Genomic DNA, 17,949 nt, shown 5'->3' with positions numbered 1-17,949 from the left:
CCCTGATCAAAGTTGTGGTGAATAGAAATGACCGATCAGATAGCGCAAAATAGCGCACGGCCAGCGTGGGAAACCAGCGATCATATTGATGATCAGGTGGTTAACGAACTGCGTCAGAAATTTGGGCCAGATGCGTTTACATTCCAGCCGACTCGTACCGGCATGCCAGTGGTATGGGTTAAGCGGGAACAACTTATTGAGGTTATGCAATACCTCAAATCTTTACCAAAACCATATGTCATGCTGTACGACTTGCATGGCGTTGATGAGCGTGTACGCACGCATCGTCAAGGCTTGCCGGCAGCTGATTTTTCCGTTTTCTATCATCTGATATCACTCGATCGTAATAAAGATATCATGCTGAAAGTCGCATTAAGTGAAAAAGATCTTAATCTACCGACTCTCACTTCTATCTTTCCGAACTCGAATTGGTATGAGCGTGAAGTGTGGGATATGTTTGGGATCGTCTTTAACGGACACCCTAATCTACGCCGTATTATGATGTTGCCGAATTGGGAAGGTCATCCACTGCGTAAAGATTATCCCGCTCGTGCGACAGAATTTGATCCTTATGTGCTGACTAAGCAGAAAGAGGATCTGGAAATGGAATCACTGACCTTTAAACCAGAAGAGTGGGGAATGAAACGCGGTACTGAGAATGAGGACTTTATGTTCTTAAACCTTGGTCCTAATCACCCATCTTCTCACGGTGCATTCCGTATTATTTTGCAACTTGATGGCGAAGAAATCGTCAACTGTGTACCTGATGTTGGTTATCACCATCGTGGTGCAGAGAAAATGGGCGAGCGTCAATCATGGCATAGTTATATTCCTTATACCGACCGAATTGAATACCTTGGTGGTTGTGTTAACGAAATGCCTTATGTACTGGCGGTGGAAAAGCTTGCCGGTATTGAAGTACCTGAGCGCGTTAAAGTCATTCGTGTCATGCTGTCTGAGCTATTTCGTATTAATAGCCATTTACTGTATATCAGTACCTTTATCCAAGATGTTGGTGCGATGACACCGGTATTCTTTGCCTTTACTGATCGTCAAAAAGTTTACGATATTGTGGAAGCAATTACCGGTTTCCGTATGCATCCGGCATGGTTCCGTATCGGTGGTGTTGCCCACGATTTACCAAAAGGGTGGGAGCGCTTACTACGTGAATTCTTAGATTGGATGCCAAAACGTCTTGATTCTTACGTTAAAGCCGCCTTGCAAAACAGCATTTTAAAAGGCCGTACCATTGGTGTTGCCTCTTATAACGCTAAAGAAGCGTTAGATTGGGGGGTAACGGGTGCCGGGCTTCGTGCTACAGGGGTTGAGTTTGACGTGCGTAAATGGCGTCCATACTCAGGGTATGAAAACTTTGAGTTTGAAATTCCAGTAGCAAGCAATGGTGACTGTTACGATCGTGTCATGCTGAAAGTCGAAGAATTACGTCAAAGCTTACGTATTCTCGAGCAGTGTTATAAAAATATGCCAGCAGGGCCATTTAAAGCCGACCATCCACTGACGACTCCGCCACCAAAAGAGCGCACATTACAGCATATTGAAACCATGATTAACCACTTCTTACAGGTTTCATGGGGCCCTGTTATGCCTGCGAATGAATCATTCCAGATGGTGGAAGCCACTAAAGGGATCAACAGCTATTATTTAACCAGTGATGGCAGCACGATGAGCTATCGTACGCGTATTCGTACGCCAAGTTTTGCTCACCTGCAACAAATCCCAGCGGTTATCCGCGGTAGTCTGGTTTCTGACTTGATTGTCTATCTGGGAAGTATCGATTTTGTAATGTCGGATGTGGATCGTTAATCATGCAAAATGAATTAAACCATAAAGAGGATGCCGCGAAGATTGAAATCGTTGATGTAACTCATTCAAAGAAAAACACGTTTGTTTTAACGCAAGAAGAGCGTGCTGAAATTGAACAAGAAAAACATCACTATGAAGATCCCCGTGCTGCATCGATTGAAGCGCTGAAAATAGTGCAAAAAAATCGAGGTTGGGTTGAAGACGGTGCTATCTATGCTATTGCCGATGTGCTTGGTATACCGGCTAGCGATGTAGAAGGGGTAGCAACCTTTTATAGTCAAATTTTCCGCCAACCCGTCGGCCGTCACATTATTCGTTTTTGTGACAGTGTGGTTTGCCATATTACAGGTTATCAAGGCATTCAGGCAGCTATTGAGAAGCACCTCAATATCCTTCCTGGTCAAACAACACCAGATGGTCGTTTTACCTTACTGCCAACCTGTTGTTTAGGTAACTGTGACAAAGGTCCTACTATGATGGTAGATGACGATACTCACAGTTTTGTTAAACCTGAAGAGATTGAAACGTTACTGGAGCAGTATCCATGACAGCAATTTCAGGAGCAAAACCGATTATTCGTAGCGCAGAAACGCATCCGCTAACGTGGCGCTTACGTGATGATCGTCAGCCAGTATGGCTGGATGAATACCGTGCAAAAAACGGTTATAAAGCGGCAGAAAAAGCATTAAAAAGCATGGCACCTGATGAGGTGACCTCTGAAGTTAAAGATGCAGGCTTAAAAGGACGTGGTGGTGCTGGATTCTCAACAGGCTTGAAATGGAGCCTGATGCCAAAAGATGAAAGTATGAATATCCGTTACATCCTTTGTAATGCAGATGAAATGGAGCCGGGAACCTATAAAGACCGCCTGTTAATGGAAGAACTGCCACATCTGTTAATCGAAGGGATGATTATCGGTGCGCATGCATTGAAAGCTTATCGTGGTTATATTTTCCTACGCGGTGAATATATTGAAGCGGCTAAGCACCTGCGTCATGCTATTGAAGAAGCCAAAGCAGCGGGTTTTTTAGGCAAAAATATCTTCGGCTCTGGTATCGATTTTGAGCTATTTGTTCACACAGGAGCAGGTCGTTATATCTGTGGTGAAGAAACAGCACTGATCAACTCACTGGAAGGTCGTCGTGCTAACCCTCGCTCGAAACCGCCATTCCCTGCAACCTCCGGTGCTTGGGGAAAACCTACCTGCGTGAATAACGTTGAAACGCTGTGTAACGTACCCGCGATTATTGAGCATGGCAAAGATTGGTATATCGGTTTAAGCGCCGGTAAAAGTCCAGATGCAGGTACCAAATTAATGGGATTCTCTGGTCGCGTGAAATATCCAGGCTTATGGGAATTACCTTTTGGTACTACAGCTCGTGAAATCTTAGAAGATTATGCGGGGGGGATGCGTGATGGGCTGAAATTAAAAGCTTGGCAACCCGGTGGTGCAGGAACAGATTTCTTAACAGAAGATCATCTCGATCTCCCTATGGATTTTGGCACGATCGCCAAAGCTGGTAGCCGTTTAGGTACTGCGTTGGCGATGGCGGTAGATAATGAAATTAACATGGTTTCATTAACCCGTAACTTGGAAGAGTTCTTTGCGCGTGAATCTTGTGGCTGGTGTACACCTTGTCGTGATGGCTTGCCATGGAGTGTCGAAATCTTACGCGCGATAGAAAAAGGTCAAGGTCGTCCTGGTGATATTGAGACTCTTGAGCACCTCTGCCGCTCTTTAAGCCCAGGGCACACATTCTGTGCTCACGCACCAGGGGCAGTAGAGCCTTTACAAAGCGCAATCAAATATTTCCGTGAAGAATTTGAGGCTGGCATTATTCAAGAAGACTATACCAATGCCAATCTTATCCGTGGTATTCAGCCTAACTTGCTGAAAAGCCGCTGGTAGTTTTTCACGATACATTCTAGGTTTAACGCCTGCAATGCAGGCCTTTGGGAAGCATGCTGACTATGGCTACGATTCATGTAGACGGCAAAGAATATGAAGTTAACGGGGCTGATAACCTGTTAGAAGCCTGTCTTAATTTAGGCTTAGATATTCCTTATTTTTGCTGGCACCCAGCGCTGGGAAGCGTTGGCGCTTGCCGCCAGTGTGCGGTTAAGCAGTATCAAAATGCTGAGGATACCCGCGGTCGTTTGGTAATGTCTTGTATGACACCTGCGGCTGATGGCACGTTTATCTCCATTGATGACGAAGAAGCGAAAAAATTCCGCGAAAGCGTTGTTGAATGGTATATGACTAACCATCCTCACGATTGTCCTGTTTGTGAAGAAGGGGGGAACTGCCACCTTCAAGATATGACCGTTATGACAGGTCATACTATGCGTCGCTATCGCTTTACTAAGCGTACACATAGAAACCAAGAGTTAGGGCCGTTTATTTCTCATGAAATGAACCGCTGTATTGCTTGTTACCGCTGTGTTCGTTACTACAAAGATTATGCTGATGGCACTGATCTGGGGGTCTTTGGTGCACATAACAACGTGTTCTTTGGACGGATTGAAGATGGCACATTAGAGAGCGAATTCTCAGGTAACTTAGTTGAGATTTGTCCAACGGGTGTCTTTACTGACAAAACTCACTCATCACGTTATAACCGTAAGTGGGATATGCAGTTTGCCCCAAGTATTTGCCAAGGTTGTAGTATGGGTTGCAATATCAGCCCAGGTGAGCGCTATGGTGAATTGCGTCGTATTGAAAACCGTTATAACGGTACAGTAAACCGTTACTTCCTTTGTGATCGTGGTCGTTTTGGCTACGGTTATGTCAATTTAGCGAGTAGACCTCGTCAACCTAAAAAACGTTTAGGCAGTAACTGGCTTGAAATCAGTGCAGCACAAGCAACGCAAGCCGCTGCAGAAATGCTGAAGAAAGGGCAACGTGTTGTCGGTATCGGCTCACCACGAGCCAGTATTGAAAGCAACTTTGCTTTACGTGAAGTGGTTGGTGCTGAAAATTTCTATAGTGGTATTTCAGCTGCAGAGCAGGCTCGCTTGACCTTAATGCTGGATATTTTACAAAAAGGTGGCGTTTATACTCCATCTCTCCGTGAGATTGAAGACTATGACGCAGTACTGGTGTTAGGTGAAGACTTAACACAGACAGGTGCTCGTATGGCACTGTCAGTACGTCAAGCCGTAAAAGGTAAAGCACGTGAGATGGCAGCCGCACAAAAAGTGGCTGATTGGCAAATTGCCGCCATCATGAATATCGGTCAACGGGCGAAATATCCACTGTTTGTCACTCATGTTGATGAAACTCGTCTGGATGATGTTGCCGCTTGGAGTTATCGTGCGCCGGTGGTTGAACAAGCGCGTTTAGGTTTTGCCATTGCTCATCATATTAATGGTGAAGCCCCTGCGGTTGATGGCTTAGATGAAGCATTGAATAAACAGATTGACATGATTGTTCAAGCCTTATCGCAAGCGAAAAAACCGTTAATCATTAGTGGTAGTCATGCCGGTAGCGAAGAGGTTATCAAAGCGGCTGCTAATATCGCTTTTGCCTTAAAAGCCAAGGGGAGCGAAGTTGGTCTCTCTTATGTGGCAGATGATGCCAATAGCATGGGGCTGGCGATGATGAAAGCGAAACCACTGGATGACGCATTGAAAGTGATGCGTAGTGGTCAAGCAGATAGCGCTATTGTGATGGAAAACGACTTGTATCGCCATTTTGCCGCCGACGTCATTGATGACGCGATTGCTAAAGTGGATCACCTAATTGTGATTGACCATCAGCAAACTGAGATCATGGAAAAAGCACACCTTGTGTTACCTGCTTCCTCCTTTGCTGAAAGTGATGGCACTATGGTGAGTCAAGAGGGCAGAGCGCAACGTTACTTCCAAGTGTTTGAACCTTCTTTCTATAACAAAGAAGTGGTGATGCATGAAAGCTGGCGTTGGCTAAGTGCTGTTGATTCACAATGGCATGAAGGTAATCTTGACTGGACGCAATTAGATCATGTGATTGAGCTATGTGCAACGCGTCTACCGCAATTTGCCGGTATTGTGAATGCGGCACCTAATGCATCATTCCGTATTCGTGGTCAAAAATTAGCCCGTGAACCGCATCGTTATAGTGGTCGTACTTCCATGTTGGCAAATGTTTCAGTACATGAACAGCGTCAACCGAAAGATATCGATAGCCCATTTGCTTTCTCTATGGAAGGAAACAACAGCCCAACGGCTCCTCGCCAGCAAATTCCATTTGCATGGGCACCGGGTTGGAACTCACCACAAGCATGGAATAAGTTCCAGTCTGAAGTCGGGGGAAGCTTACGTTTTGGTGATCCGGGTGTACGCTTAATCGAATGTAGTGATAACACATTAGGTTATTTCACTGATATTCCACCAGCCTTTAACCTAGTTGAAAATCAATGGGTTGTAGCTCCTTACTATCGTCTGTTTGGTAGCGAAGAGTTATCGCAACGTTCACAAGTGATCCAACAACGTATGGACAACGCTTATTTAACCGTGAGTGAATCTGATGCCATCGCATTAGCATTATCTCAAGGTCAACAAGCGATGTTTACTTACGAAGGTCGTGAATTCACCTTACCTGTGAAAATCAGTGCTCACTTAACTCGAGGTCAAATTGGCCTTCCGTTAGGGATGGCTGGCATTTCGCCATCACTGGTGGGTGTATCGGTTCGTCAACTGCGGGGTATTGCATAATGAGCTGGTTATCTCCTGAAGTTACAGAGATTTTACTCACTGTTTTAAAAGCCGTGGTGATCTTGCTGGTGGTTGTCACTTGTGGTGCTTTTATGAGTATGGGGGAGCGTCGTCTACTGGGATTATTCCAAAACCGTTATGGGCCTAACCGTGTAGGTTATGCTGGTTCAGCACAGTTAATTGCGGATATGATCAAAATGTTCTTTAAAGAGGACTGGATCCCAAAATTTGCTGATCGCTTTATCTTTACCATAGCACCAGTGATTGCCTTTTCTTCCTTATTATTGTCATTTGCTATTGTGCCAGTTAGCTCAACCTGGGTTGTGGCTGATTTAAACATCGGTATTTTATTTTTCTTGATGGTAGCGGGTTTAGCGGTGTATGCCGTTTTATTTGCTGGCTGGTCAAGTAACAATAAATATTCGTTATTAGGTGCAATGCGTGCTTCAGCACAAACAGTTAGTTATGAGGTTTTCTTAGGACTTTCTATTTTAGGTGTTGTGGCACAAGCGGGTTCGTTTAACTTAACGGATATTGTCAATTCGCAAGCCCATATGTGGAACATTATCCCACAATTCTTTGGCTTTATTACCTTTGCGATTGCTGGCGTTGCCGTTTGTCACCGTCATCCTTTTGACCAACCCGAAGCAGAGCAAGAGTTGGCTGATGGTTATCACATTGAATATTCCGGTATGAAATTCGGTCTGTTCTTTGTCGGTGAATATATCGGTATCGTTGCCGTTTCTGGCTTAATAGTGACGTTATTCTTCGGTGGTTGGCAAGGTCCTTTCTTACCGTCATTCGTTTGGTTTGCACTGAAAACAGGATTCTTCATGATGATGTTTATTCTGATCCGTGCATCATTACCGCGTCCGCGTTATGACCAAGTGATGGCTTTTGGTTGGAAGATCTGCTTACCGTTAACTTTAATCAATCTGTTGGTCACTGCTGCAGTGATCCTCTACAACGCTCAATAAGGGGTGATTGAACCATGACTTTAAAAGAGTTAGTGACTGGTTTCGGCACCCAGGTACGCAGCATTTGGATGATTGGCTTACACGCCTTTGCCAAACGCGAAACGCAGATGTACCCGGAAGAACCTGTCAATGTTGCACCGCGTTATCGTGGACGTATTGTATTGACCCGTGATCCTGATGGTGAAGAGCGTTGTGTTGCTTGTAACTTGTGCGCAGCGGTGTGCCCTGTTGGTTGTATCTCATTACAAAAAGCAGAACATGAAGATGGGCGTTGGTATCCTGAGTTTTTCCGTATCAACTTTTCGCGTTGTATCTTTTGTGGCTTATGTGAAGAAGCATGTCCAACAACGGCTCTACAATTAACCCCTGATTTCGAAATGGGTGAATTTAAGCGTCAAGATCTGGTTTATGAAAAAGACGATTTATTAATTTCAGGGCCTGGTAAATATCCTGAATATAACTTTTACCGTAAAACAGGTATGGCGATTAATGGCAAAGATAAAGGTGAAGCAGATGATGAAGCGAAACCTATCGATGTCAAAAGCCTGTTACCGTAAGGAGCGATATTCATGGAATTTGCATTTTATATTGCAGGACTGATTTCAATCCTTGCCACTTTAAGAGTAATAACGCATACCAATCCGGTACACGCACTGCTGTATCTGATTGTTTCATTAATTGGCCTTTCAGTAGTGTTCTTCTCGTTAGGTGCCTATTTTGCAGGTGCTTTAGAGATCATCGTTTACGCCGGCGCGATTATGGTGCTATTCGTATTCGTTGTGATGATGCTTAACTTAGGAAAATCGGTCGTTGAGCAAGAGAGAAAATGGTTACAGCCTAGATTTTGGATAGGGCCAGCGATTTTGTCTCTGGTACTGTTAATTGTATTGGTTTATGCAATTAGTAGTGTCACTCATGGTGAGATTAGTGGTGAGATTATTGGGGCGAAAGAAGTCGGTATTAGCTTATTTGGGCCTTATATTCTGGCTGTTGAGTTAGCATCCGTTCTCTTATTGTCAGGATTAATTGTTGCTTATCACATCGGTCGTGATCAGAGCCATGACGATCTCGTCGAAAACGAAAAAGTAGGGGAGCCAAAATGATACCTCTTCAACATGGTTTGATCTTGGCTGCGGTACTATTTGTGTTAGGTTTTACTTGCTTAGTACTTCGCCGCAACCTGTTATTTATGTTGATCGGACTCGAAATTATGATTAATTCAGCTGCGCTAGCCTTTGTGGTTGGTGGTAGCTATTGGGGTCAAACAGATGGTCAGATTATGTATATTCTGGCAATCAGTTTGGCAGCGGCAGAGGCAAGTATTGGCTTGGCATTGTTATTACAACTTCATCGTCATCGCCAAAACCTCAATATTGATACAGTCAGTGAGATGCGCGGATGAATATACTCTATTTAACCTTTGTGCTACCACTGCTGGGATTTTTACTGCTCGCATTCTCAGGTGGTCGTTGGTCTGAAAATGTATCAGCATGGATTGGCACGGGCGCTGTTGGTTTATCAGCTTTAGTGACACTTTGGGTGGGGATAGATTTCTTTGCTCACGGACAAGAAACAGAAGTCTTAACACTCTGGACTTGGATGTCAGCGGGGAACTTTACTATCCCATTTACGTTGGTACTTGATGGCCTATCATTAACCATGCTAGGTGTTATCACTGGCGTTGGTTTTCTTATTCATATGTATGCATCTTGGTATATGCGTGGTGAAGAAGGATATTCTCGCTTCTTTGCTTATACCAACTTATTTATCGCGAGTATGGTTGTTTTAGTATTGGCTGATAATATGATGCTGATGTATATGGGTTGGGAAGGGGTTGGTTTATGTAGTTACTTATTAATTGGTTTCTACTATAACAACCCAGCTAATGGCGCGGCAGCAATGAAAGCATTTATTGTTACCCGTATTGGTGATGTCTTCTTAGCTATCGGTATGTTTATCCTGTTTGATCAATTAGGTACGCTAAGTTTCCGCGAAATGGCGGTACTGGCTCCTGAACAACTGACCGCAGGATCAAGCATCATTAACTGGGCAATGTTAATGGTCTTAGGGGGTGCGGTAGGTAAATCAGCACAACTGCCATTACAAACTTGGTTAGCGGATGCGATGGCCGGTCCAACACCTGTTTCTGCGTTGATCCACGCCGCCACCATGGTTACCGCTGGTGTGTACTTAGTTGCCCGTAGTAATGCGCTATTCTTAATGGCACCTGATATCTTAGAATTAGTCGGTATCGTTGGTGCAGTGACATTAGTATTAGCGGGTTTTGCGGCTTTAGTACAAACCGATATCAAGCGTATTCTTGCTTACTCAACCATGAGCCAAATTGGTTATATGTTCTTGGCGTTGGGTGCTCAAGCATGGGATGGCGCAATTTTCCACTTAATGACTCACGCGTTCTTTAAAGCATTACTGTTCTTATCTGCAGGTTCAGTGATTATTGCCTGCCATCATGAACAGAATATCTTTAAGATGGGCGGGTTACGTAAGAAGATCCCATTTGTTTATGCATGCTTTTTAATTGGCGGAGGTGCCTTAGCGGCATTACCACTGTTAACAGCAGGGTTCTTCAGTAAAGATGAAATCTTATGGGGTGCGTACGCAAACGGACATTTCAATTTAATGTTAGCAGGTTTAATTGGCGCATTCTTTACGTCACTTTATACCTTCCGTTTAATTTTCATCGTATTCCATGGTGAAACCAAAACCGAAGCACACCAAGTTAAAGGCTTCACTCATACTTTCCCATTAGCGGTATTAGCGTTGTTATCAACCTTTATTGGGGCGTTAATTACCCAACCGTTAGGCGATGTTTTCCCAGAAAGCACCGTTACTCATGAAGGTAAGTATGTATTAGAAATCCTTTCTGGTGTGGTAGCGATTGTAGGCGTTGCCATTGCAGCATGGTTATACCTGAAACAGCGTCAACTTGTTTCTCAGGTGGCAAATACCAAAACAGGGCGTTTCTTCTCAACATGGTGGTTCCACGCATGGGGATTTGATGCACTGTATGAGGTGCTGTTTGTCAAACCTTATAAAGGTGCGGCATGGCTTATCCAAAATGATCCTGTTAACCAATTCTTTAATCTCTTTGGTTGTCTCTTTAAAGGCGCCAATAAAGGCTTGAGTTTCAGTGAAAACGGATTAGCGCGTTGGTATGCGGCTTCTCTCGGTTTAGGTGCAGTGCTGGTTATCGCTCTGCTGCTTCTGGTTTAATTAAGGGACACATTGCGCCATGCTATTACCCTGGCTAATACTTATTCCCTTCATCGGTGGCCTGCTAAGTTGGCAGGCTGAACGAATCGGCTCGCAAGTTCCTCGCTGGGTTGCGTTGCTGACGATGGGATTAACACTCGTTATTTCTGTGCAACTGTGGTTGCAAGGTGACTATCAACTGATTAGTGTTGATGGTGCACCTCGCTGGACAGAGTTTTACTTTGTACCGTGGATCCCTGCTTTGGGGATTAATATTCAGTTTGCACTTGATGGCATGTCATTATTGATGGTGGTATTAACTGCTATTTTAGGTATTTTAGCGGTGCTCTCTTCATGGAGCGAAAATCAACCATCACAAGGGGCTTTCCATTTCAACCTGCTGTGGATCTTAGCAGGTGTTATGGGGGTATTCTTAGCGACTGACTTGTTCTTATTCTTCTTCTTTTGGGAAATGATGTTGATCCCAATGTATTTCCTTATCTCTCTTTGGGGACATAAAGGAAGTAGCGATGAAAAACATGTTAGTGCAGCAACTAAGTTCTTTATTTATACACAGGCGAGTGGCCTGTTAATGTTGCTGGCCATTATCGGTTTAGCTGTCGCTTTTTACAGCAAAACAGGTATTTGGACGTTTAATTATGACACCTTACTACAAGCGCACACCTTATTAGGTAGTGAACTGCAATTTATTCTGATGCTTGGCTTCTTTGCTGCATTCGCAGTAAAAATGCCAATTGTCCCCGTTCATGGCTGGCTAGCTGATGCACATGCAGAAGCACCAACGGCGGGCTCTGTTGACTTATCAGGTATTTTGCTAAAAACAGCCGCTTACGGTTTATTACGTTTTAACTTACCGTTATTCCCAGAAGCGTCTGCATTACTGGCACCTGTTGCGATGTGGCTAGGCTTAATCACCGTATTCTACGCTGCACTGTTAGCATTCCGTCAAACGGATATTAAACGTCTGGCCGCTTACAGTAGTATTTCTCACATGGGCTTTATCGTGATTGCGATTTATGCTGGCTCTGTTTTGGCTTACCAAGGTGCAATTATTCAAATGATCACCAATGGTTTGTCTGCTGCCGGTCTGTTTATCATGTGTGGCATGCTGTATGAGCGTTTAGGTACGCGTGATATGAATCAAATGGGTGGATTGTGGAAAAGTATCCGTTTCTTACCAGCATTTTCACTGTTCTTTGCGGTTGCCTCTTTAGGTATACCAGGAACAGGTAACTTTGTTGGTGAGTTTATGATCCTATTTGGTACTTATGGCCACTTTAAGCTGATCACTATTATTTCGGTCTTTGGGTTAGTTTTTGCTTCTGTCTACGCTTTGTGGATGATGCAACAGGCTTACTATGGTTCACCGAAAACAGCAGAAAGAACCTATAAAGGGTTAAATCTGAGAGAATTTTTGATCCTGTTTATCTTGGTGGTTTTATTGGTTATTTTGGGCTTCTTCCCACAACCAGTATTAGATACTTCGATATCAGCAATGGAAAATCTCCAGACTTGGTATTCCGCTTCTCTTTCAACAGTAAGGCTGTAATTCGCCATGACAATAACTCCTGAACAATTGATCGCAATGCTACCGCTGTTAGTCGTCATCTTGACGGTGGTGGTTGTGATGCTGTCCATTGCGTGGCGACGCGATCACTTTACTATTGCCACCTTGACAGCAACTGGTTTTATCATCGCTCTCGGATCACTTTACTACGTTAATGCATTAGGCGTAGTTGATGTGACCACCCTCTACCATGTAGATGGTTATTCCAGCTTTTTCACGGCATTAACTATTATTGCTGGTTTAGGTACGGTTGCTTTTGCTTATCCTTGGTTGGAAGGCTATCAAGATAATAAAGAAGAGTTTTATATGCTGGTGGCGATTGCTGTCATTGGCGGTATTTTACTCTCTTCTGCGCACCACTTGGCGTCAATGTTTATTGGTATTGAGTTACTAACATTGCCGTTATTTGGTCTGATTGGTTATGCTTTCCAACAACGTCCTTCACTGGAAGCGAGCATTAAATATATGCTGCTTTCTGCGGCGGCCTCTTCTTTCTTGTTATTTGGTATGGCACTACTTTATGCTGAAGCAGGAAATCTCTCCTTTACGGCGATGGGGCAAAGTTTAAGTGATAGCAATATCCATAAACCATTAGTACTTGCTGGGTTAGGCATGATGTTAGTGGGAATTGGTTTTAAGCTCTCTTTATTCCCATTCCAATTATGGACACCGGATGTATACCAAGGTGCACCAGCACCAACAGGTGCATTTTTAGCGACAGCGAGCAAGATTGGTATATTTGCGGTAGTGATGCGCTTATTCCTTGAAGCACCGGCGGCGGATAGCGAAACATTACGCATGATCTTAGGCTTTATGGCTATTGCCTCTATCCTGTTTGGTAATATCATGGCGCTGACTCAGAAGAACGTAAAACGTTTACTCGGTTACTCTTCTGTCTCTCACCTTGGTTATTTACTGGTTGCATTAATTGTCTTGCAATATAGCCCTATACTGGCACAAGAAACCGCTGAGATTTATTTAGCAGGTTATCTCTTTGCAAGTTTAGGTGCATTTGGTGCGATTGCTGTGGCTTCTAGCCCGTACAATAAAGGTGAATTAGAGTCTCTTGAAGATTATCGTGGGCTTTTCTGGCGTCGTCCTGTTGCTGCCGTCGTGATGTCATTAATGATGCTATCACTGGCAGGGGTGCCAATAACATTAGGCTTTATTGGTAAACTGTATGTTATTCTTGCTGGTATTGATTCAAGTTTGTGGTGGTTAACAGGCATGGTAGTGTTAGGTAGTGCGATAGGTTTATTCTACTATCTACGTGCTGCAGCTATCGTTTTCTTACGCAAACCAGATAACGATAATGCACCAGCGGTTACGACCACATCACAAAATATGGCAACATTAATTACTTTAGTTTGCGCCATTATCGTGATTGTATTAGGTGTATGGCCACAACCATTGATTGAGCTGACACGTTTTGCAATCATTGCACCTGCGATAAATTAATTTTTATCTGCCCGTTGTTATGATAAAGAGCCTGATATTTTATCAGGCTCTTCAAACTACGGAAAAGTCCTCGCTTTTAGTTAGAAGTTTGATCTACTCAGGTTAGTACAAATAGTGAGCTAACCGATATGTTAAAAGAATACCTTCCCCCAGCAATTTTTGTTCGCAACAATCCCCCTTGATAAACTTGTTCCTGAAGATGACCTTATTCATAAAGTCGATACCATTATGGACTTTGAATTTATTTATGATGTTGTTGCTTATACCGAGTGAATGCACCAGATTATATTGAACGGTTCTATATCTACTATACCAATCATACCCCCTGTTTTAAGGGGGTTATGATGTCTGGCTAGTGAAAATATTATTGATAATGGTGTGAAAAGTGATTAAGGAATACAAGATGAGGTGAGAGCACGGTTTTTGCCTCGGAAAGATTGCGTTTTAATTGTATCAGTTGCTCTATTAATGTATGCCAATACTGCTCTAATAGCGATAATTGTTGATTTAACATATCAATATATTGATTGATTTCTGTGACTGCATAATAACGACTTAGGGTAAATAAGAGAGCTTGTTTTTTCTGTTCTAGTTTGGTTAGATTTTTTATCTGTATCAAATAGTTATCAATAAGAGTATGACGTGTCTCTACCAGTTTTTGGTAAGAAAACCCTTTCTCCAGATGGGTAAAAAATTGCTTTAGCAGATCGATAAAAACAGAGAGAATATCTTTTTCTGAAGAAGCCAACTGCAGTTTAGAAATTGTCTGTTTACTTGGCAGGTGAGAGGTAAAAAAATCGAGGATATTTTTATTATAAATAATATCTTCACTTTTAGTAATTATATCGAGTTGTTCTTTAATTTCATTAATCGATAACTTTTGCTTGGCTATTTTCTCATTGATTTCAATAGATATTTCTTCTTTATTTCTAATTAATTTATCTATTTCACTAATAATAGTGGTGGTTGTTAAGAGCTGTTTTTTATCATTAATAAAACTGATGTGCTTTTCTATAATTTCTATAGATTCAGTTAATTCATCTTTAAATAACTGCTCAATAAACATTTTCTCTTGGAGCAGTTTTTCTGATAATTGCTGTGTCAACTCTCTATCAGCCATTGCATGATTAATTTCATTAATATTTTTAAATATCCCTGTTAACAATTTCTGGTTTAGCCGGCTTTTTAGCAGAATAGAGAAAATAATTATTTCATCGTAAATTTTATTATTGTTTATTGATATGGTAATAAGATTATGATTTAAGATATTATCATGTTCAAATAGTTCAGAAGTTATTTTTCTAATTGATTTAATAGTATGGAAAAATTGATTGCAATCAAATTCCTGTAATTGTGAAGTTACGCTATTCATAACATTTCCTTTTGTTATTTAGATGAATAAAAAGAGGATAAAGCTTCATCAAATACCGCCATCATTTCCTTTGAGTAACCGACCACCATATACCAAGGTGCAATGATTTTTTCTAAATAAATACTAAATCTAATTAACTCCATTGCATTATCAATTTTTTTAAAATTAATTAATGAAGCATTAATTTCAGTTAAAATTGTTTGCCACATATAAAGAAGATGCTCCACAGACATATCAGCATCTTCAATATATTGTTCTATTTCGTCTAAATCGACTTGAAAACGTTGTAAACACTCAGAAATAGTTGATTGTTGTTTTATTCCTTTATTGATATTATGTAGTTTCTCTATTGTTTCATTTCTTTTTTTACGGATTTTTTCAGCTTTTGAACCAAAGATCCCTCCAGTAATGATCACACCAATAATACCGAATGCTAACCCCGTAAAGGCGAGTTTCACGAAGTGTTGATACTCTTTTTTTAATATTTCAATTTCATTTTCTAATAAAATTCTCTGTTCATTTAGTGAGTCATCACTATTATCAAAAAAATCATTAATATATTTCTTTTTATTAATGATATCATAATAAATTGAATGACATATATTACCTTTACTATTTTCACCTCCCACAATTTCTATTCTAAAATCATAAATCATGTTTTTTATTTTTAAGGTATTATTATATTGCTCATTAATATCATTTTTCATGCTTTCTAAAATGGCAACAAGTTGCTTAGACACTTTTTTATCTTGTGTTGAATATTTTATTGAACTGAGTTCTTCTGGTGTGATATCTTCAATTTTCCTATTTATTTTTTTTATAATTGGCATTTTATTAATAAATGCCAATAGTTGCTCACCTGTACTCGTGATTTCTCTACCGGTGATCTCTAAATCAATAGCTTGCTGTTTTACTGAGTATTCAATTTTTTGCCATTCAAAGGCATGTGTTCTCATATTTAAGAAGAGGGTTTGAATAGTTTCAGCTGATATTTGGGAAATGTTAATATCTTCGTAGCCTAATAATTCAATAATAGTGTCTTTTTGATAAGGTAATTTTAATACTTTATCAATATAAGATTTGATTTTATTAAGATCATAAGGTGTAAAAATACCCGCACTACGTCCATGATCGATATTTTTACCTAGAATTAAGCTAAGAGTGACTTCGGGAAGTTGGTATTGTTCAATCACTTTATCTATATGATCAAGGGTGGTTGTATCCATATAACCTCTCTTATGTATAATTATTTGTTATGATTAAGGCATAATTTAGAAGTGATCTGTTTTCCATTTGCGATTATCTGGTCAATGCTTCTCCTTTGTAACATGAAAACAACAAAAGTTTGATAAATGACAAAGGTTATAATTAATCAGCACTTTGATAATTCTTATAGAGACGTATAATCTTTCTTTTCATTAGTAGTAGGTATTTAGAGTGGAAAAGGTTAATCCTGTGTTTTCGACACTGTACGAAAAAGTTAAAAATATAAATCTGACAGCACAAGATGATCTTTTACATTTGAAAGTTATCTTGCCATCAGAGGTGTCATTTTCCTTACTTTCATGGCTAGCAGCACAAACGTATTACCCGCAATTTTATTGGCAACATCGTGATGAAAGCGAAGAAGTAGCCGTTTGTGGACAAGTTAAGTGCTTTAATCATATCCGTGATGCTCATCGATTTTTAGCAACACATCGGCATTCATTGCATGCTGATGATGTGCGTATTTGGGGATTAAACGCGTGGGATACCATTATTCCAGGGCGTATTGATAAAGAAAGGGGGGATGATGCTTACCTTTTTTTACCTCGTATTGAAATAAGACGTCAGCAACAACTGTCGATCCATATTAATTTATTGGCAGAAGAAGATAAGCAAAGTGCGCTTGCTTTTATTCGCTCACTTAAAAATGCACTGAATATTGCACCTTTATCTGTCAAAGTAACATCTGTAGAGCACTCGTTAACGCAACAGCAATGGACTGACTATCTTAATATTGCTTTAGATGAAATCAATCAAGGCGTATTTGAAAAAGTAGTACCTGCACGGGCAACCTGCTTAAGCTTAGATAATCCGTTAAAAGCTATTCAATTTATGAAAGCAAGTCGAGATGTTAATCATCATTGCTATCATTATATGCTGGCTTTTTCACCTACTGATGCTTTTATGGGCTCATCACCAGAAAGATTGTATAAACGCGATGAATTTGTGCTTTATACCGAAGCGTTGGCGGGCACTGTGGCAAGTTCTGATAATGAACAACAGGCCAGAGCATTTGCTGATTGGCTAATGAACGATAAAAAAAATCAACATGAAAATCTGGTGGTAGTTGATGATATTTGTCAGCGATTACAAGGTGGGATAGAAGGGATTGATGTGTCGTCAGCAGATGTGATCCGCTTACGTAAAGTGCAACATCTGCGTCGCTATATCCACGGTAAACTTATCCATGCTGATGATGTGGATTGTTTACAGCGTTTACAACCTACCGCGGCTGTTTGTGGCTTACCGCGCTCTATTGCGCGCACTTTTATTCGTCAACATGAACCTTTTGAACGCCGTTGGTATGCTGGCTCTGCGGGCTATTTGTCTTTGCCTCATGCCGAATTTGCGGTTAGCCTGCGTTGCGGTGAATTGCATGATGATGCATTAACGCTTTATGCGGGCGCAGGGGTGGTTGCGGGATCTGATCCTTTGCAAGAGTGGGCTGAAATTGAAAATAAAGCAGCAGGTTTGCGCACTTTATTAGAAAAAGAGTGTTGAATTCTTTGCAGTTTATCCAGTGGCTCTCATAATATATAAACTGGGTGTTGATAAGT

14 protein-coding genes are annotated in these 17,949 nt (G+C 41.4%); 12 read left to right on the top strand and 2 right to left on the bottom strand.

Annotated elements, in window-relative coordinates; genetic code table 11:
* The first annotated feature begins 27 nt into the window (after positions 1 to 27).
* The 11 genes from nuoC to nuoN all read left to right on the top strand — a co-directional run bounded on the left by nuoC (position 28) and on the right by nuoN (position 13,755).
* Complete coding sequence (gene nuoC, locus AACQ49_RS17795) at positions 28 to 1,824, top strand: NADH-quinone oxidoreductase subunit C/D (protein WP_004243696.1); 1,797 nt, start codon at positions 28 to 30, stop codon at positions 1,822 to 1,824.
* A gap of 2 nt (positions 1,825 to 1,826) precedes the next feature.
* Positions 1,827 to 2,372 (top strand): NADH-quinone oxidoreductase subunit NuoE, encoded by a 546-nt coding sequence (nuoE, locus tag AACQ49_RS17790; RefSeq protein WP_004243693.1) that lies wholly within the window; start codon positions 1,827 to 1,829, stop codon positions 2,370 to 2,372.
* Positions 2,369 to 3,733: an NADH-quinone oxidoreductase subunit NuoF gene (nuoF, locus tag AACQ49_RS17785; protein ID WP_004243692.1), complete on the top strand. Its 1,365-nt coding sequence runs from the start codon at positions 2,369 to 2,371 to the stop codon at positions 3,731 to 3,733. The genes nuoE and nuoF overlap by 4 nt, the downstream gene beginning before the upstream one ends.
* Before the next feature lie 62 nt (positions 3,734 to 3,795).
* Entirely contained in the window at positions 3,796 to 6,519 is a 2,724-nt protein-coding gene (gene nuoG, locus AACQ49_RS17780) for an NADH-quinone oxidoreductase subunit NuoG (protein WP_196731214.1), read from the top strand.
* Positions 6,519 to 7,496: an NADH-quinone oxidoreductase subunit NuoH gene (gene nuoH / locus AACQ49_RS17775; protein ID WP_004243690.1), complete on the top strand. Its 978-nt coding sequence runs from the start codon at positions 6,519 to 6,521 to the stop codon at positions 7,494 to 7,496. Before nuoG ends, nuoH begins: the two co-directional genes overlap by 1 nt.
* Positions 7,497 to 7,510: 14 nt before the next feature.
* Positions 7,511 to 8,053, top strand: coding sequence for an NADH-quinone oxidoreductase subunit NuoI (gene nuoI / locus AACQ49_RS17770; protein ID WP_004243689.1), 543 nt, complete (start codon positions 7,511 to 7,513; stop codon positions 8,051 to 8,053).
* 12 nt (positions 8,054 to 8,065) lie between these two features.
* Positions 8,066 to 8,599, top strand: coding sequence for an NADH-quinone oxidoreductase subunit J (nuoJ, locus tag AACQ49_RS17765; RefSeq protein WP_004243688.1), 534 nt, complete (start codon positions 8,066 to 8,068; stop codon positions 8,597 to 8,599).
* Positions 8,596 to 8,898 carry an NADH-quinone oxidoreductase subunit NuoK gene (nuoK, locus tag AACQ49_RS17760; protein ID WP_004243687.1) on the top strand — a complete coding sequence of 101 codons (303 nt, stop codon included), beginning with the start codon at positions 8,596 to 8,598 and terminating at the stop codon, positions 8,896 to 8,898. Before nuoJ ends, nuoK begins: the two co-directional genes overlap by 4 nt.
* Positions 8,895 to 10,730, top strand: a complete 1,836-nt coding sequence (gene nuoL / locus AACQ49_RS17755) for an NADH-quinone oxidoreductase subunit L (RefSeq protein ID WP_004248388.1) — start codon at positions 8,895 to 8,897, stop codon at positions 10,728 to 10,730. Before nuoK ends, nuoL begins: the two co-directional genes overlap by 4 nt.
* Positions 10,731 to 10,749: 19 nt before the next feature.
* Positions 10,750 to 12,279: an NADH-quinone oxidoreductase subunit M gene (nuoM, locus tag AACQ49_RS17750; protein WP_161779197.1), complete on the top strand. Its 1,530-nt coding sequence runs from the start codon at positions 10,750 to 10,752 to the stop codon at positions 12,277 to 12,279.
* 6 nt (positions 12,280 to 12,285) lie between these two features.
* On the top strand, positions 12,286 to 13,755 hold the full coding sequence (nuoN, locus tag AACQ49_RS17745; RefSeq protein ID WP_012368100.1) for an NADH-quinone oxidoreductase subunit NuoN: 1,470 nt from the start codon (positions 12,286 to 12,288) through the stop codon (positions 13,753 to 13,755).
* 364 nt (positions 13,756 to 14,119) lie between these two features.
* Here nuoN and AACQ49_RS17740 read toward each other — a convergent pair whose 3' ends face one another.
* Both AACQ49_RS17740 and AACQ49_RS17735 read right to left on the bottom strand, forming a co-directional pair.
* Entirely contained in the window at positions 14,120 to 15,127 is a 1,008-nt protein-coding gene (locus AACQ49_RS17740) for an alpha-xenorhabdolysin family binary toxin subunit B (RefSeq protein WP_004243678.1), read from the bottom strand.
* 14 nt (positions 15,128 to 15,141) lie between these two features.
* Positions 15,142 to 16,353, bottom strand: coding sequence for an alpha-xenorhabdolysin family binary toxin subunit A (locus AACQ49_RS17735; RefSeq protein ID WP_004243675.1), 1,212 nt, complete (start codon positions 16,351 to 16,353; stop codon positions 15,142 to 15,144).
* A gap of 211 nt (positions 16,354 to 16,564) precedes the next feature.
* Between AACQ49_RS17735 and AACQ49_RS17730 the strand changes: the two genes are divergently transcribed.
* Positions 16,565 to 17,893 (top strand): isochorismate synthase, encoded by a 1,329-nt coding sequence (locus tag AACQ49_RS17730; RefSeq protein WP_049217634.1) that lies wholly within the window; start codon positions 16,565 to 16,567, stop codon positions 17,891 to 17,893.
* Positions 17,894 to 17,949: the final 56 nt, after the last annotated feature.

The organism is Proteus sp. G2675 (assembly GCF_963886535.1).
GTDB classification, from domain to species: Bacteria; Pseudomonadota; Gammaproteobacteria; order Enterobacterales; family Enterobacteriaceae; genus Proteus; species Proteus mirabilis.
The sequence above is the reverse complement of the archived record's forward strand: the minus strand, read 5'-3'. Positions and strand labels throughout refer to the sequence as shown.

What these genes read in the sequence shown, in the direction of transcription:
- nuoM (WP_161779197.1), top strand. Translation starts at nt 10,750, where the DNA reads ATGCTATTACCCTGGCTAATACTTATTCCCTTCATCGGTGGCCTGCTA.
- nuoF (WP_004243692.1), top strand. Translation starts at nt 2,369, where the DNA reads ATGACAGCAATTTCAGGAGCAAAACCGATTATTCGTAGCGCAGAAACG.
- nuoC (WP_004243696.1), top strand. Translation starts at nt 28, where the DNA reads ATGACCGATCAGATAGCGCAAAATAGCGCACGGCCAGCGTGGGAAACC.
- AACQ49_RS17740 (WP_004243678.1), bottom strand. Translation starts at nt 15,127, where the DNA reads ATGAATAGCGTAACTTCACAATTACAGGAATTTGATTGCAATCAATTT.
- nuoE (WP_004243693.1), top strand. Translation starts at nt 1,827, where the DNA reads ATGCAAAATGAATTAAACCATAAAGAGGATGCCGCGAAGATTGAAATC.
- nuoJ (WP_004243688.1), top strand. Translation starts at nt 8,066, where the DNA reads ATGGAATTTGCATTTTATATTGCAGGACTGATTTCAATCCTTGCCACT.
- nuoN (WP_012368100.1), top strand. Translation starts at nt 12,286, where the DNA reads ATGACAATAACTCCTGAACAATTGATCGCAATGCTACCGCTGTTAGTC.
- nuoG (WP_196731214.1), top strand. Translation starts at nt 3,796, where the DNA reads ATGGCTACGATTCATGTAGACGGCAAAGAATATGAAGTTAACGGGGCT.
- AACQ49_RS17735 (WP_004243675.1), bottom strand. Translation starts at nt 16,353, where the DNA reads ATGGATACAACCACCCTTGATCATATAGATAAAGTGATTGAACAATAC.
- nuoH (WP_004243690.1), top strand. Translation starts at nt 6,519, where the DNA reads ATGAGCTGGTTATCTCCTGAAGTTACAGAGATTTTACTCACTGTTTTA.
- nuoK (WP_004243687.1), top strand. Translation starts at nt 8,596, where the DNA reads ATGATACCTCTTCAACATGGTTTGATCTTGGCTGCGGTACTATTTGTG.
- nuoL (WP_004248388.1), top strand. Translation starts at nt 8,895, where the DNA reads ATGAATATACTCTATTTAACCTTTGTGCTACCACTGCTGGGATTTTTA.
- nuoI (WP_004243689.1), top strand. Translation starts at nt 7,511, where the DNA reads ATGACTTTAAAAGAGTTAGTGACTGGTTTCGGCACCCAGGTACGCAGC.